At 68.7% G+C, this 14,942-nt stretch carries 10 protein-coding genes; 2 read left to right on the top strand and 8 right to left on the bottom strand.

What is annotated here, in order from left to right; all coding sequences use genetic code 11:
• Nucleotides 1–482 precede the first annotated feature (482 nt).
• The 4 genes from ACIBQ1_RS35380 to ACIBQ1_RS35365 form a co-directional block, all read right to left on the bottom strand.
• Nucleotides 483–1,133, bottom strand: a complete 651-nt coding sequence (locus tag ACIBQ1_RS35380) for a TIGR00730 family Rossman fold protein (protein WP_397283660.1) — start codon at nt 1,131–1,133, stop codon at nt 483–485.
• 156 nt (nt 1,134–1,289) lie between these two features.
• On the bottom strand, nt 1,290–2,561 hold the full coding sequence (locus tag ACIBQ1_RS35375; RefSeq protein ID WP_397283659.1) for a Zn-dependent hydrolase: 1,272 nt from the start codon (nt 2,559–2,561) through the stop codon (nt 1,290–1,292).
• 1 nt (nt 2,562) lies between these two features.
• Nucleotides 2,563–2,787, bottom strand: coding sequence for a hypothetical protein (locus ACIBQ1_RS35370; RefSeq protein ID WP_397283658.1), 225 nt, complete (start codon nt 2,785–2,787; stop codon nt 2,563–2,565).
• 4 nt (nt 2,788–2,791) lie between these two features.
• Complete coding sequence (locus tag ACIBQ1_RS35365) at nt 2,792–6,091, bottom strand: amino acid adenylation domain-containing protein (RefSeq protein WP_397283657.1); 3,300 nt, start codon at nt 6,089–6,091, stop codon at nt 2,792–2,794.
• 388 nt (nt 6,092–6,479) lie between these two features.
• Here ACIBQ1_RS35365 and ACIBQ1_RS35360 point away from each other — a divergent pair, with 388 nt between their 5' ends.
• The gene (locus ACIBQ1_RS35360) at nt 6,480–7,682 is read left to right on the top strand and encodes a cytochrome P450 (protein WP_397283656.1); all 1,203 of its coding nucleotides are present in this window, start codon (nt 6,480–6,482) and stop codon (nt 7,680–7,682) included.
• Here the strand turns inward: ACIBQ1_RS35360 and ACIBQ1_RS35355 are convergent.
• Nucleotides 7,679–8,620, bottom strand: coding sequence for a TauD/TfdA family dioxygenase (locus ACIBQ1_RS35355; RefSeq protein ID WP_397283655.1), 942 nt, complete (start codon nt 8,618–8,620; stop codon nt 7,679–7,681). The two genes, ACIBQ1_RS35360 and ACIBQ1_RS35355, sit on opposite strands and share 4 nt — an antisense overlap.
• Nucleotides 8,621–8,789: 169 nt before the next feature.
• On the opposite strand from ACIBQ1_RS35355, the gene ACIBQ1_RS35350 reads away from it, so the two are divergent.
• Nucleotides 8,790–9,593 carry an alpha/beta fold hydrolase gene (locus tag ACIBQ1_RS35350; RefSeq protein WP_397283654.1) on the top strand — a complete coding sequence of 268 codons (804 nt, stop codon included), beginning with the start codon at nt 8,790–8,792 and terminating at the stop codon, nt 9,591–9,593.
• On the opposite strand, the gene ACIBQ1_RS35345 is transcribed toward ACIBQ1_RS35350, so the two are convergent.
• The 3 genes from ACIBQ1_RS35345 to ACIBQ1_RS35335 form a co-directional block, all read right to left on the bottom strand.
• A complete protein-coding gene (locus tag ACIBQ1_RS35345) occupies nt 9,594–12,023 on the bottom strand; it encodes an aminotransferase class I/II-fold pyridoxal phosphate-dependent enzyme (RefSeq protein WP_397283653.1) in 2,430 nt (809 codons plus the stop codon).
• Nucleotides 12,020–13,042 carry a 4-hydroxyphenylpyruvate dioxygenase gene (gene hppD / locus ACIBQ1_RS35340; RefSeq protein WP_397283652.1) on the bottom strand — a complete coding sequence of 341 codons (1,023 nt, stop codon included), beginning with the start codon at nt 13,040–13,042 and terminating at the stop codon, nt 12,020–12,022. Before hppD ends, ACIBQ1_RS35345 begins: the two co-directional genes overlap by 4 nt.
• A gap of 64 nt (nt 13,043–13,106) precedes the next feature.
• Nucleotides 13,107–14,690 carry an MBL fold metallo-hydrolase gene (locus ACIBQ1_RS35335; protein WP_397283651.1) on the bottom strand — a complete coding sequence of 528 codons (1,584 nt, stop codon included), beginning with the start codon at nt 14,688–14,690 and terminating at the stop codon, nt 13,107–13,109.
• Between the last annotated feature and the right edge of the window lie 252 nt (nt 14,691–14,942).

The following is a 14,942-nucleotide window of genomic DNA, read 5'->3' as shown; positions in this document are numbered from 1 at the left end:
CACGTGCGCGCGCAAAGCCAAATCTCAAGCCAATTCAATTCGGGATTGCGCGCCGCCCACTATGGCTCAGGGCCGAGCGCGGGATCAACATTGCCGTTCAACTGCTCCACTGCCGCAGTTGTACGCCCCTGAGCAGCGCAAAAGGCGCGTTTGACGGGCTGAGAAAGGCCCTGACACAGTAAGGCGTCCCGCGGTCCACCGGCCGCGGAAAAGGGAAAAGAATGTGCGGCGGGGTGTCCGCGCCGCCGCATATCAACCTGGTGGATCCCGAACTCTACTCACACGGTGACCCGTTCACGCAATGGCGCCGCCGAGGGGTAACTGCCCGTGAGGTGACACGCCGCACGAATCTCCATGATCTCCTCATCGCTCTTCACGAGCGCCCGCTCTGCCGAGCAGGCCAGGACGAACCCGTGGGGGGATCAGGTGTCCGTCGGCGTGTCCGCTGGCACCAGGCACAACGCCGGGTCCCAGAGGGGCCGTCAGACAACCGGCTGCGCCGACTCCAGCTCTGCCAGGCTTTGTTGCAGTGGGGCCTCCGCATCGGCCGGCGGAGCCATCGGTACCGGTGCGGTGGACAGACCGAGCCAGTCCAGGGCGTTTTCGATGTCGGCCGTGACGCGGATGGCGGAACGTTCCTCCTGCGTGAGAAATCCTTCGGCGACCACGTGATCGAGCATGGCGTTCAGCGGGTCGAAAAAGCCTCCTTGATTGATGAGGACGACAGGTTTCTCATGGATGCGAAGCTGGTTCCAGGTGGCGACTTCCATCAACTCGTCCAATGTGCCGAGCCCGCCGGGAAGAACCGCGAACCCCATGGACAGCTCATACATGAGCGCTTTCCTCTCATGCATGGACCGGACAACGTAGATGTTGCCGCACGCGAGCTCCGGCTTCTCCCGCTCATACAGGTGGTGCGGAATCACACCTGTCACGGATCCGCCCGCCGTGGAGACGGCGCCGGCGACCGCCCCCATGATTCCAATGCCGGAGGCACCGTAGACCAGCCCCGCGCCTCGTCGCACCAATGCCTCGCCGAACTTCTCGGCTACGTCAAGGTATTGCGCTTGGACGCCCGCGCGAGCACCGCAGAAGACGGCGATGGCTTTTCCCTGAGATGGCCTGCTCGACATGCTCTTCTCCAAAACGAGTCAGATGAGTCCCTGTAGTCCCGTCATCGGCGCGCTGCCGCTTCCGCCCACGGGATGTTGCGGTCGGCGACGTGTGTTCCGATGGCGATGTCGGTACGCCCGGTGTAGCGGCTCGGTACTGTCGACAGGCCTGCCAGGTCAGAATGTCCCGCCATATCTTTCGTCGTAGGTGAGCACGGACTGCAACAGCACGTTCGCACCCGCTATCAGATCGTCCTCGGCGCTGTACTCCTCCGGTGTATGACTGATGCCGCCCTTACTGGGCACGAAGATCATGCCTATCGGTGCGATGCACCCGATGACCTGCGCATCGTGGCCGGCGCCGCTGGGAAGGGAGAAGTGGCTCAGGTCCAGGCTCTCGCTCGCCTCCGCGATGACGTCTTGCAGACCCGGGTCGCAGGACACCGCGGCCACGCTGTGCTGACCCTCCACTTCGATCGCCGTACCGGTTCTCATGGCGATTTCCAGGACTTCGCCCCGGAGGCGTGAGATCGCTTGCCAGATGGCCACGTCGGATACGTCTCGAAAGTCCGCCTGCATCGTGACGACCCCGGGTACGACATTCCAGGCGTTGGGGGCCAGCGAGAGCGAGCCGACGGTGGCGACCCGCACTGGCCCGTTCGGGTGGGCGAGCTCGCGTACCGCGAGTATCACCTGCGCCGCTGCCACAAGCGCGTCCTGGCGTAGCTCCATCGGCGTGGTCCCGGCGTGCGAGGCCTTGCCACGTACGGAGATGTCGAGGGTTGACCGGCCCGTGATGGCCTCCACCACCCCTATCTCAACGTTCCGGCTCTCGAGCACCGGCCCTTGTTCGATGTGCAGCTCGAGATAGGCCGCCACCCTGTCCGCGCTCCACACGGCCCGGTCAATGTGACTGGCATCACCGCCCATCTCGAAGAGCAGATCTGCCACGGGTCTGCCGCGATCGTCCACCGCGGCCAGATCAGCTTCGTCGAGGGCCCCGACCAACGCGTGCGCCCCCCACATGCCACGGGTGCCGAACGCGCCTTCCTCGTTGTTGAAAGCCACGATGGCCAGGGGGTGGGACATCGGGGTGTGGTGATCGTTGAGCGCGCGGGCGACTTCTATGGCCGCCAGGACTCCGTACGCACCGTCCAGGGTGCCCCCGTTGGGCACCGTGTCGATATGAGACCCGAGCATGAGAGCAGGTAGGTCCTGGCGTTCCCCTGGCCTGTGTCCGATGATGTTCGCCGCGCTGTCGATGCGGGTCTCAAGCCCTGCTTCGATCATGAGGTCGCGAACCAGCTCTCGCCCGCTGGCGTCCTCCGCGGTGAAGGCGAGTCTGCTGACGCCGCCGTCGGCCGTGGCGCCTATCTTGGCGAGGCTTCGTATGTTGGCCAGTAATCGATCGCCGGCGACCCGCATGGCCCGGCCAGAACGCGTCGTCACTCTATCTCTCATAATTACCCGCTAACCTGTTTCGGTGGGCGAAGGCGGCCACTTTCAGTCGGTCACGGAGATTGAGCTCGCGGCGGAGTCGCGAAAGACGATAATTGATGGCCGGCTCGCCGCCGAATAACCGCGCGCCGAGCTCCGCGTCGAAGAGCCCTTCCGCCATGAGGCCCGAACCCTCGCGTTCCCGGCTGGTGCGCAATTTCGCGATGCCCGCTTCCACGCCCTCACCGAGCCGCGGGCCGGTTCGCCGCCGAGGAGGTCAGACGATCCGCCAGTTCCGCCAGGTCGCGACTGTTCGGTATATCTGCTATCGCGATGTCAAGACAGAGGTCTTTGTTAATCCTGAAGGCCATCCTGGTGGCCAGGATCGAGTCACCGCCCAGGGCCGTGAAGTTGTCCTCCACGCCTACCGGCTCCACCCCGAGCAGATCTTCCCAGATGCCGGCGAGCGCCAGCTCCATGGGGGTACGGGGGGAGATGAACGTGGTCGCCGCCTGTCCTCGCCGCTCCCGGGGGTCGGGCAGAAGCTTGCGATCGACCTTTCCGTTCGCGTTGAGCGGTACGGCGTCTATGGCGTGCAGCGCCGACGGCATCAGATAGCTGGGCACCCGGTCGGCGAGATATGCCATGAGTTCCTCGGCGCTCACCTCTGCGCGGGGCACGTAGTAGCCGACCAGCCGGCGCTGGGAGTCCTTGCCGAGGATCGCGGCCACGGACTGCGCGACGGACGGGTGCTCGGCCAGCACGGACTCGACCTCGCCCGGCTCGACCCGGTAGCCGTTCAGTTTCACCTGGTCGTCGACCCTGCCCAGGAACTCAAGGTTTCCATCCGGCAGCCATCTGCCCAGATCGCCGGTGCGATACATCCGGGCACCGGGGCGGTCGCTGATGAAAGGATCCGGCAGGAAGCAACTCGCTGTCAGCGCCGGTCGGCCGGCGTAGCCGCGCACCACGCAGTCTCCGCCGATGAAGAGCTCTCCCGTGACGCCCACCGGCACGGGATTCATCGCCGAGTCCAGCACGTACATGGTGGTGTTCGGAATGGCACGCCCGATGGGCAGCAGATCGCGCTCGACGCGACCCTGGGTATGGAAGACGCAGTTGCCCACCGAGGCCTCCGTCGGGCCGTACTCATTGAGGACGACCGTGTCGGGGTCCAGTCGCCGCCAGTGGCCAAGATTGCGGCTGGGGAAGGCGTCCGCACCGACGACGAGGGTGCCGGCGAGGTTCCGGGCCGCTGCTCGTCCGAGCGATTCAGAAAGCAGGTCCAGGTGACCCGGGGTCATCTTGATGAAATTGAACGGCGCCAGCCGCTCCAGGCGGGATCCGAGTTCGTGAACCGGCAGCGTCTCCGGCAGCATGCAGACGCGCTCACCCATGATCAGCGGGGTGTACATGTTGGGCACGATCATGTCGAAGGAGAAAGAGGAGAACACCGGCGCTCCGCCGCTTCCCCGGCTCGCGTACTCCTCGACACACCAGTTCAGATAGTTGACCACGCCGGAATGCGGAACCTGGACGCCCTTTGGCCGGCCGGTCGATCCAGACGTGTACATGACGTATGCCAGGTTGTCGGGTGTGCTCAGCGGGCCGAGGTCATGAGCGGGATGACGAAGAATATCCGCGGCCCGCGCGTCGGTGCACAGAACCTGCCGGCCTCCCTTCGGAAGCCGTGCCGCGAAGCGCTCCTTGGTGACGACGAGGCGGGCCTGGGCGTCGTCGAGCAGAAATCGGAGCCGTTCTTCCGGGTAGCTCGGGTCCAGTGGCAAGTAGGCGGCACCGGACTTGAGCACGCCGAGCAAGGTGACGATCATGTCCGCGTCCCGCTCGGCATATACGCCGACCACGGACTCCGGTCCGGCCCCGAGGTCGCGCAGCTCCCTGGCCAGCCGATTCGCCCTGGCATTGAGCTCGGCATAACTGAGCTCCGCCTCGTCGCTCAGCACCGCGAGCGCGTCCGGAGTCTTGATGACCTGCTGCTCGATGAGCTCGTGCACACATCCCCGCGAATAGTCGCGTGTCGGCCCGTTCCAGTCCACCAGCATGCGTTTTCTCTCCGCGGTGCTCAGCGGCGAAAAGGCGTCATGCGGACCGTCCGGTTCGGCCATCGCGGTCAACGTCGCGAAGTAATAGTCGCGGATCAGCATCGCCTGTGCGTCGTCCAGCTTGGCGGACTGATAGTCCAGCGCCAAGAGCAACCGCCCGGACCGGGAGTTCCGGATGAACCGCGTCGAGAGGGTGAAGTTGTTCGGCTCGATCCGATGTGTGATCGAGACGTCGATGGCGCCGTCTCCGGCGACGGCGTCGTCAGGGCCTGACGCGGCATGAGGAAGACGCGTGTCGCTGTATTCAAACATGGAGTCGATCAGCTCGGCGCCGCCCAGGTCCGACGTAATGCGGGAAAGCGGGTATCGACAGTACGGGAGCATGGCCTCTCCGCGGCCGGACACCCGCCGCACCAGATCCAGCCATCGCCCTCCTGACATGTCCACCCGGAGCGGCAGGACGTTCAGGAAGACACCTCCGGCCACGTGGGAGGAAGGGCTCTCATGGAGCGGACGCATGGCCACTCCCGTGGCGACGTCGTTGTCGCCGGTCAGCAGGCTCATCACTTTCAGGTGCGCCGCCAGCAGGACGTCTTTGACCGGCACGCCTGCTTCACCGCTGAGTTCCCGCAGTGCGTCGCCGATCTCTTCCGGGACGGGCGACTCGATTGACCTGTACGCGGTGGCATCGCCGGCGCTCATCGCCGCGAAGGCCTGGGCAGCCGCTGCCGGCAGGGGCTTCGGGGTGTAGCCGGAGAGGTGATCCCGCCAGCGCCCGCCGTGCTCCGCGCAGTCGATGGCCGCCCGCTCCGATGAAATGAACTCCGGGAAAACCTCGGCAGGTGGAGCGGAGGTCGCGGCGCCCGGATCGGCAAGGAGGTCCACGTAGCGGCACAGCATCTCGTCGAGCACTCGATGCAGGCTGTCCCTGTCGAGAATCGCCTGGTGGTACATGACGGTCCACTGGAACTCATCCTCCGCCCAGCGGTGCAGCAGGCAGCGCAGAAGGGGCGCCTCGGCGAGATCGAACGGCCGACGCCCTTCCGTGCGAAGCGCGGCGCGGAGATGCCGCTCCCGCTGCTGCTCGGGTACGCCACGTAGATCGTGAACCTCGCGCCGCACCGTCGCCACCGCGTGAACGAGTTGCATCGCCTCGCCGCAGGTGGTCAGGTCGAAGGAGGTGCGTAAGACGGCATGCCTGTTCACCACGTCCTGGACAGCCTGATCGAACGATTCCAGATCGAGCCCGACCCCGCGGACGCGCAAACTGCAGGCGTTCAGATAAGGTAGGTCAGCTCCTCCTGACAGCGTGTGGTAGACGATGCCCAGCTGCAGGGTGGACATGGGATAGGCATCCGACACCGCAGGCGGCAGTTTGGCCCGATCCTTGCGTTTTACCAGCGAGAACGGTTCGAGTGCGGCTGTGCCGGCTCCTGCCTGGCTGCCTGCCGGCCTGATCACCGCGGAAGTGTCCGCCATTCTCATCCTCGCCTTTCACAGGTCCTGCGGAGACGACGGCCGGCGGGCCGGCCTTCGAACCGCCCTGGGCCGTGAGCTGCAGCCATTCCCGAGCACCCCAATTCGTTCGACCCGTCGGCTGGACGAGGCGGCGCCTGCTCCGGGCGGAAATCCGTCCGCGTGCGCGCAGGCCAAATCCCAAGCCAATTCAATTCGGGATTGCGCGCCGCCCACTATGGCTCAGGGCCGAGCGCGGGATCAACATCGCCGTTCAACTGCTCCACCGCCGCAGTTGTACGCCCCCGAGCAGCGCAAAAGGCGCGCTTGACGGGCTGAGAAAGGCCCTGACACGGTAAGGCGTCCCGCGGTCCACCGGCCGCGGAAAAGGAAAAGAATGTGAGGCACCGGCATGCCGGAGATGTCAGCGCCGCCGCATATCAACCTGGTGGATCCCGAACTCTACTCACACGGTGACCCGTTCACGCAATGGCGATGGCTGCGCGCGAACGCGCCGGTGCACTGGCAGCCGCCCTCCGACCTGCCGGGGTTCTGGTCGCTGACACGGTACGACGACGTGCGCACCGCATACCGGGACGCGGAGACCTTCAGCTCGGCGCACGGGATCCTGCTGCGCCCGGCGGACCACGGGGCGGACCCGGGGGGCGGGCGCACGCTGGCGCTGACGGACCCGCCGCGGCACCGCAAGCTGCGGGCGCTGGTCGACGAGTGGTTCGCGGTCCGCTCGATCCGCGCGCTGGAGCCGGAGATGCGCGACATCACCCGCGGCGTGGTGGACCGGGCGCTCGACCGGGGCGGCGTCGACTTCGTCGCGGACGTCGCGGCCCGCGTCCCGCTGTACGTGATCTGCCAGATGATGGGCGTACCCGAGTCCGACTGGGAGCATCTGTACCAGCTGACCAGCCAGGCGTTCGGCGCCGGCGACCCGCTCACGCGCAGGTTCGCCCACCTGGAGATCCTCGGCTACTTCGAGACGCTGCAGGCGGCCAAGGCGGCCCGGCCCGGAGACGACCTGGTCAGCGTGCTGGCCACGGCCGAGGTGGACGGCGAGCGGCTCAGCCCGGACGACGTGATCCTCAACTGCGACAACCTGCTGGTCGGCGGCACCGAGAACACGCGGATCGCGGCCGCGGGCGGCATGCTGTCGTTCATGGAGCGCCCCGGCCAGTGGCGGGCGCTGGAGGAGAGCCCGGACCTGCTTCCGTCGGCGGTCGAGGAGGTGCTGCGGTGGACGTCCACCGCCACGCACATCATGCGCACCGCGGCACGCCCCACCGAGATCCGCGGCCGGCGGATCGCGGCAGGCGACAAGGTGGTGTTCTGGCTGCCGTCGGCCAACCGGGACGAGAGCGTCTTCGACGACCCGGACGAGTTCGACGTGCGGCGCCAGCCCAACCGGCATCTGTCACTGGGCTTCGGCGAGCACTTCTGCCTGGGCAGCGTGCTCGCCCGGGTCGAGCTGCGGCTGTTGTACGGGGAGCTGCTCGCCAGGTCCGTACGCGTCGAGCCGGCCGGCGAGCCGAAGCTGCTGGACTCGATCGTGGTCAACGGCCCCGAACGGCTCCCGGTGACCATGACGCGAGAAAACGGCTAGTCCGACATGGCGACCAGGACGCGGCGATCACCCGTGTAGGGGCGGCGGCCGTGTCCCACGGCGACGTTGTCGATCACCATCAGGTCGCCCTGCCGCCAGTCCACGTCCACGGCCAGCTCCAGCCCCCGGTCGTACACGTGCAGCACGTACGCGTCGGGGATCGGGCTGCCGTCGGCGAAGGTGACGGACTGCGGCAGCTCCTCGGGCGCCAGGATCTGCGCCAGCTCCCGTGCGACGGCGTCGCCGAGCGCGGCCGGGTGGAAGTGGTCGGCCTGGTTGAACCAGACCTCGGTCCCCGTCGCCGGATGCTTGATCGAGGCGGGTCGGACGGGGCTGACCATGCGCAGGCCGCCGTCGGCGGTCCACTTCCAGTCGAAGCTCCCCGCGTCCAGGAACGCCTCCACCACCGCGCGATCGTCGGTCTCGAAGGTCTGCTTCCAGCTCCTGCCCAGGCCGTACCCGTCGTGCAGGTTCTGGGAGTAGCGGATCCCGCCGGCGAAGGCGTCGCGTACCTCCTCGTCCAGGGACTCCAGCCACAGCTCGCCGTCCACGACGGGCGTCGCGCCACCCGAGCCGGGGGTGGTGGCGCAGTAGAACAGCAGCCGTGCGGGCCATGTGTGGCTGTAGGACAGTTCGTTGTGCATCGCGATGGTCTGTTCGCTGGGGTACTCGGTGGAGGTGTACACGTTGCCCGCGGCGACCTTCGTCCGCGGTGAGGTCCCGTGCGTGTACGCCAGCCGGTTCGGCAGCAGCAGGTCCATCACGGTGTCCAGCTCCTGCTCGGTGACCTGGAAGTCGCGGAACACCACGACCTTGGCCTCTGTCAGCACGTCCCCGAAATCGCCCGTCGCGGCCAGCGCGTGCCGCAGCCCGTCCGCGCCGGTTCCGTCGCCGCCGGGCCGGACTTCCCGCGGTCTCCAGTCGCTCTGCGCGCTCATGACGTAGCCCCTTCGTGATCGGTCACACCTCGGGCGAGTATGCGGGTCCGCGGGCAGGCCCGGCGAGGGGCGTTCAAGTGCGTCGTCGCGCCAGTTGGACGGGGGTTCGACGGGCTGCCGAGCGGCGTGTCATGGTGAGCCGAATCCCTTCGACGACCAGGAGCGCGCCATGCCGTTCGTGAGCACCAACGGGATCCGGCTCTCCTACCAGCGCTCGGGCACCGGCGACCCCGTGCTGCTGATCATGGGTTCGGGGGCCGCGGGTCATGTCTGGACCATGCATCAGACGCCGGCGCTCAACGCGGCCGGGTACGAGACGATCGTGTTCGACAACCGGGGCATCGCGCCGTCGAGCGCGCCTCCCGGCGACTACTCGCTCGCGGACATGGTGGCCGACACCAGAGGACTGATCAAGGCCCTGGGAATCGGGCCGTGCCGCGTCGTGGGCACGTCCATGGGTGCCATGATCGCTCAGGAGCTGGCGCTGGAGTGCCCCGAGCTGGTGCGCTCGGCGGTCCTGATCGCCACCAGGTCGCGGTCGGACGTGGCCAGGCGGGCGCTGTCCAAGGCGGACCGGGCGCTGCGGGAGAGCGGCATCGAGCTGCCTGCGGCGTACCAGGCGATGCGCACGGTCCTGGAGATGCTCTCTCCCGCGACGCTGAACGACGACGAGGCCGCCACCGGCTGGCTGGAGATCTTCGAGCTGACGGGGGGCACCGGTCGCGGGGCGGAGGGACAGCTCGGCGTGGACACCGTCGGCGACCGGCGCGAGGCGCTGCGGCGGGTGACCGTGCCGTGCCGGGCGATCGCCTTCGCCGACGACCTGGTCTGCCCGCCGCATCTGGTCGCCGAGGTGGCCGACGCCATCCCCGACTGCGACCTGGTGGAGATCCCCGGCTGCGGTCACCTGGGCAATCTGGAGCGTCCCGACGCGGTGAACGCCGCCATCATCGAGTTTCTCGACAAGTACTGATCAGCCGGTCTGGGCCCTGACGAACCGGGCCAGCCGCTCGCACCCCTCGGCGATCTGGCCGTGCGGCAGGTAGCTGACGGACAGCCGGATGCTGCGGTCGCCGCCACCCTGCGGGTAGAAGTACGACATCGGCGTCCAGATCACCCCGAACTCCTCCGCTGAACGCTCCAGCGCGGCATTGTCCGCGCGGAAACGCACCCGGACGGTCAGGAAGAAGCCGCCGGTGGGCTCGTTCCAGCTCACGCCGAGCGCCTCGCGCTCCTCCCGCGGGAACCGCACGCCGAGCTCTCGGAGCGTGGTCCGCATCGCGTCGCCGTAGTAGGCGGCCGTCTCGGCGTTCAGCTCCGCGGTACGCCCACCCGCGGCGAGCAGCATGCCCGCCACGACCGCCTGGCTCACCGGCGAGGTGTTCACCGTCACCATGCTCTTGATCTTGGACAGCTCGTCCGCCAGCAGCCCGCCGCCCGCGACCGGCTGGTCGGCGACCGCGTATCCGACGCGGGCGCCGGGGAAGAGCGTCTTGGCGAACGAGCCGAGCTGCACCACGCGCCGCTCCCGGTCGAGGGACTTCAGCGTCGGGAGCTGCCGGCCGGGGCTGACCAGCCGGTACGGGCTGTCCTCCAGGATCAGGATGTCGTGCCGCGCGGCCAGTTCGAGCAGTTCCTCCCGCGCGCGCAGGGGCATGGTGGCGCCGGACGGGTTGGAGTGGTCGGGCACCACGTAGAAGGCGCGGGGGCGGCGGCCGCGGGCCCGCTCGGCGCGGATCGCCGCTTCCAGGTCGGCGCAGCGCAGCCCGTCCGCGCCCTCCTCCACCACGGCCGTGGTGACGTCGAGCAGGCGGGCCGCGCCGGTGATGCCGACGTAGCAAGGGCTCGAGACGAGCAGCACGTCCTCGGGCCCCGAGATGAGGGCGCGCACGGCGAGCAGCATCGCCTCCTGGGCGCCGACGGTCACCACGATGGCCTCGGCGGGCACGTCCACGTTCTCGTCGGCGCGCAGCGAGGCGGCGATCAGCTCCCGGATCTGGCCGCTGGTCGGGCCGTACTGGAAGAGCGCGGAGCGGACCTGGTCGGGCGTGGCGCCGCCGTCCTCCAGGTGGCGGATGTAGCGGCGGATGTGCGTGAAGACGTGCTCGGTGTCGAAGAACCCGTCGTACGGGCGGCCGGGGGCGAAGGAGATCGCGTCCGGGTAGCGGTGCGTGATCTCGTTGAGGAACGTCATGGTGTCGAGCAGCGGGTCGGAGAGGCTGCCGTGCAGGTCCTCCCGCCGCAGCACGCAGCCGTCCGCCTGGACGACCGCGACCGGCGCGGGGGCCTGTACGGGGGCATGCTCGGGGGCCTGCTCGGGAGCCGGGGCGAGAGCCTGCGCGGGGGCTTGCACGGCGACCTGGGCGGGGGCGCCGATGAGGGCGGGCCCGGCGTCGCGGGGCGTGGGGACGCCGGTGAGCAGCATGGCCTCCGTCAGCTCCTCGGTGACGATGGCGAGGACACCCCCCACCCCATCCGCCCCGCCCGCCGCCAGGCCGTGCAGCACGGGCCGGCCGAGCAGCACGGCGTCGGCCCCCAGGGCCAGCGCCGCCAGGACGTCGCCCCCGCGGCGTACCCCGCCGTCGAGGAGCACGGCGCCGCGCCCGGACACCGCCGCCGCGATCTCCGGCAGCACGTCGAGCGTGGCGGGGGCGCCGTCGAGCTGCCTGCCGCCGTGGTTGGAGACCACCACGCCGCACGCGCCCGCCTCGATCGCCCGTACCGCGTCGGAGCCGGTCAGCACGCCCTTGACCAGCACCGGAAGCGAACTGATCGAGCGCAGCCACGCGACGGCGGACCAGTCGAGCGCGGCGTCGAACTCGGCGAGCGCGTGCCCGCCGGGTGAGGAGAAGCCGGTGCCGTCGAGGTTGGCCGGCTCGACGCCGGGCGGCAGCCGGAAGCCGTTGCGCAGGTCGCGAACCCGGCGGCCGAGCCTGGGTGCGTCGGCGGTGAGGACCAGCGCCTCGAACCCGGCCCGCTCCGCGCGCTCCACGAGCCGCCGCGTGCCGGCGCGGTCGCGGAAGCAGTAGACCTGCAGCCACAGCGGCCCGCAGGCGGCCGCGGCGATGTCCTCGAACGTCCGGCCCGCGAAGGTGCTCACCACGAACGGCGCACCGGCCCTCGCCGTGGCGACCTCGCCCTCAGGATGCGCGAGCGTGTGGTAGGCCATGGGCGCGATGCCGACCGGCGCCGCCCACACCCGCCCGAGGACCTCGGTCTTGGTGTGCGGCAGGCCGAGCCCGGTCAGGACGCGGGGCCGCAGCCGTACCCGGTCGAAGGCCGCCACGTTGGCGGAGAGCGTGCGTTCGCCGCCCGCGCCGCCCTCCACGAAATCCCAGACGGCGAGGTCGAGCCGCTCCCGCGCGGCGGCGGCGTAGTCCGCCAGGGTCAGCGGGGTCGTCATCCGGCGCTCAGCCGGTCGCGCTGGACTGCCTCGTACAGAGCCTTGATGTTGGCGCTGCCGAATCCGCGCGAGCCCAGCCGCTGGATGAGCTCGTAGAAGAGCGTGTTGCGCTCGTACGGCGAGCGGCTGAACAGCTGGAGCAGCTGCCCCCACTCGTCGTGGTCGGCCAGCACCTGCGCCTTCCGCAGGTCGGCGATCTGCGCCTGGTCGCCGTCGAAACGCTCGGCGAGCAGGTCGTAGTAGGAGTCGGGGGTGGTCAGGAACTCGACGCCGCGCTCGCGGCACTCGTACACGGCCGCGACGATGTCCTCCACGAGGAAGGCCAGGTGCTGCACGCCGGGCCCGCCGTTGCGCTCCAGGAACGCGTCGAGCTGCCCGCCGTCCTTCGCCGGGTCCGGCGCGACCAGGGTGAACGTGACGCGTCCCGACGCGCTGCGCACGACGATGGAGTCCATCGCCTGCCCGCCCACGGCCACGTACTCGGAGGAGTAGCGGGAGAAGCCGAAGGCGTCGTGGTAGTAGTCGGCGTACTCCTCGAGCCGGCCGCCTTCGACGCAGACGGCCACGTGGTCCAGGAGCCTGACGCGGCCCTCACACGTGGAGGACGCGCCCGGGGTGGTGACCCAGTTGCGGCCGGGGGGCGCCACCGCGGCAGGGTCGTCCATGGGCGGGTGCAGGGTGTGGGTGACTCCGCCGAACCCCGGCACGACCGTGTTGCCGCGCGCCTCGCCGACCGGCCCGGCGCCCGCCGCGACGACCGCGTCACGGGTACGCGCCACGTCGTCGCAGGTCATGCCCATGTTGGCGATGCCGTCGCCGTGGTCGTCGAGGAACTTCCAGACGCCGTGGCCGGAGGTGACAACCAGTTGCACCTGGCCCTGCCGCAGCAGCACGGAGCTCCGGTCCACCTCCACGGAGTCGGCGACGCGGGTGAAACCCATGGCCGTGACGAAGTAGTCGACAGCCGAGATCTTGTCGCGCACGTACAGCTCGACGTACGAGATGTCTTGCACAGCCATGGGATACCTCCTGCAGAACCGATGGCCACTTCGTGGGGATGTCCGGGGGCAGGCAGTCAGGCGGCTACCAGCGCCATTCCTGCTTCTTGAACAGGTGACCGGCCTTGATGTCGCGATCGGCGCACCAGGTGAGGAACTCCTCGATCTGCTTGATCTGGTACGTGTCCTCGTTGTAGGTGGTGGCCATGACGTGGCCGAGCCAGTCCTCCTCGCCCATGGCGTAGATGTAGGCTTCCTTGGCGCCCAGCTCCGTCATGATCGCGGCGGCCTGCTCGGCGTTCGAGCCCGACAGCTTGCGCGAGTCGCTCATCTTCTTCGGGATCGGGATGGTGAGCAGCGCCTGATAGAGCCAGGTGAGCGGCGCGCCGTCGCACTCCATGCCGAGGAAGGCCAGGTCCGCCGTGCCCAGGTGCTCCTTGATGTAGCGGTAGAGCGTCGGGTCGATGCCGGAGGAGTCGGCGCCGATGAAGACGTTCTTGCCGGCCACCTCCGCCCAGTAGGTCGACTTGGCGCGGATGTCCAGGTCGCAGTGCTCGCCGAGGAACGGCGTGGCGGTCACCTTGCCGCCCGGGAACGGCACCTCGTCGAAGTCGTCCACCTCGACCACGGGGAAGCCCTGGTACCGGAGCATCAAGGCCATCGACGGGTCGCACAGGTTGCCGCGCGAGGACCGCGGCACCACGATGGCGCCGACGCGGCCGCGGAGCTGGAGCAGCGTCTCCAGCACGATGTGATCCTGGTGCCCGTGCGTGATCAGCACCAGGTCGATGTAGTCGGGCAGGTCATCCAGCGTGTAGCGGTCACCCGCCGTGCTGTCGGCACTGATGAACGGGTCGGTCACGATGGCCGCCTCGGGCGTCTGGAGCACCAGGCAGGCGTGCCCGAAGTACCGCACCCGGCCGCCGGACTCGATGTGCCGGTCGGGGGCCAGGCTGGGGCGGTCGCTGAGCATGGTCGACAGCTGTGCCGCCTGGGCGTCGTCGAGTCCCAGCGCCTCGCGCAGATGGCTCAGCGTGGTGGACCGCACGCGGGCCTTGAACAGCTCCTCCAGGCCGGGGTGACGGAAGGGGATGTCCAGCTCGAGCACGTCCGGCGAGGGCAGGCGCGGCGTGCTGAGGATGAACGGGCGCTCGATCCCGGTCTCGAAGGACAGCTGCACCGACTGGCGGGCCTCGGCGTAGACGTTGCTGTGGTAGAGGAGCGGCTCCATGAAGCGCAGCTGCGCCTGGTTGTCGGTGTCGTACGCGAGCTCGACCAGGCCGCCGAGCTCGGCGGGCAGCTTCGGGTAGACCGGCGTCAGATCGAACCCGGTCGCGCTCGCGCGCAGGATCTCCTGACCGGAGACGATGGCGTCGGCGAAGCGCAGCATGTCGGCCCGGTCCCGCCGGATCGTGGCGAGCAGGTCGCGCACCTCGTCGGCGCGGCTCTCCTCGATGTTGACGAAGTAGCCGCCGCGCAGCTCCGGGTTGTTGCTGGCCGCCACGTGCACCGCCGGCGACTGCAGGTACGACTCCAGCATCGGCACCTGGAGAAACGCCAGATTCATCGCGGCCTGCACGGGCGCGATCGTGTGGGGCCAGGCGAAGAACCTGTCCACCAGTGGTTCGACTATGACTTTCGACCGCAGAAACAACTGCTCATCAGCCATCTGCGCGCCTCCTTCCAGGAGAACCCGACAACTGCAAAATGGACCGACCACCCGGCGAACCGAAGAATGACCTGGGCATGCGTGAGCGGGCAAGGCGTCTGTTCAACTGTCGCGCGGCGGCACTTGAACGCGGAAATGCGGAAAAAGGAACGGCACGCCCGCCGATTTCGCAATATGCGGTCCGCGCGGTGGAATACGGCACCGCCGTACGTCTATGGTCCGAAACCGACCGGGCGCTCGACGCCCGATTCT

Origin of the sequence: Nonomuraea sp. NPDC050153, assembly GCF_044460125.1 — a bacterium.
Taxonomy (GTDB): domain Bacteria; phylum Actinomycetota; class Actinomycetes; order Streptosporangiales; family Streptosporangiaceae; genus Nonomuraea.
Note: the sequence above shows the minus strand (reverse complement) of the source record. Positions and strands in the feature narration are given on the sequence as shown.

Excerpts from the sequence above, each read along its gene's own strand:
- ACIBQ1_RS35380 (WP_397283660.1), bottom strand. The coding sequence starts at position 1,133 with ATGTCGAGCAGGCCATCTCAGGGAAAAGCCATCGCCGTCTTCTGCGGT.
- ACIBQ1_RS35365 (WP_397283657.1), bottom strand. The coding sequence starts at position 6,091 with ATGGCGGACACTTCCGCGGTGATCAGGCCGGCAGGCAGCCAGGCAGGA.
- ACIBQ1_RS35360 (WP_397283656.1), top strand. The coding sequence starts at position 6,480 with ATGCCGGAGATGTCAGCGCCGCCGCATATCAACCTGGTGGATCCCGAA.
- ACIBQ1_RS35355 (WP_397283655.1), bottom strand. The coding sequence starts at position 8,620 with ATGAGCGCGCAGAGCGACTGGAGACCGCGGGAAGTCCGGCCCGGCGGC.
- ACIBQ1_RS35350 (WP_397283654.1), top strand. The coding sequence starts at position 8,790 with ATGCCGTTCGTGAGCACCAACGGGATCCGGCTCTCCTACCAGCGCTCG.
- ACIBQ1_RS35345 (WP_397283653.1), bottom strand. The coding sequence starts at position 12,023 with ATGACGACCCCGCTGACCCTGGCGGACTACGCCGCCGCCGCGCGGGAG.
- hppD (WP_397283652.1), bottom strand. The coding sequence starts at position 13,042 with ATGGCTGTGCAAGACATCTCGTACGTCGAGCTGTACGTGCGCGACAAG.
- ACIBQ1_RS35335 (WP_397283651.1), bottom strand. The coding sequence starts at position 14,690 with ATGGCTGATGAGCAGTTGTTTCTGCGGTCGAAAGTCATAGTCGAACCA.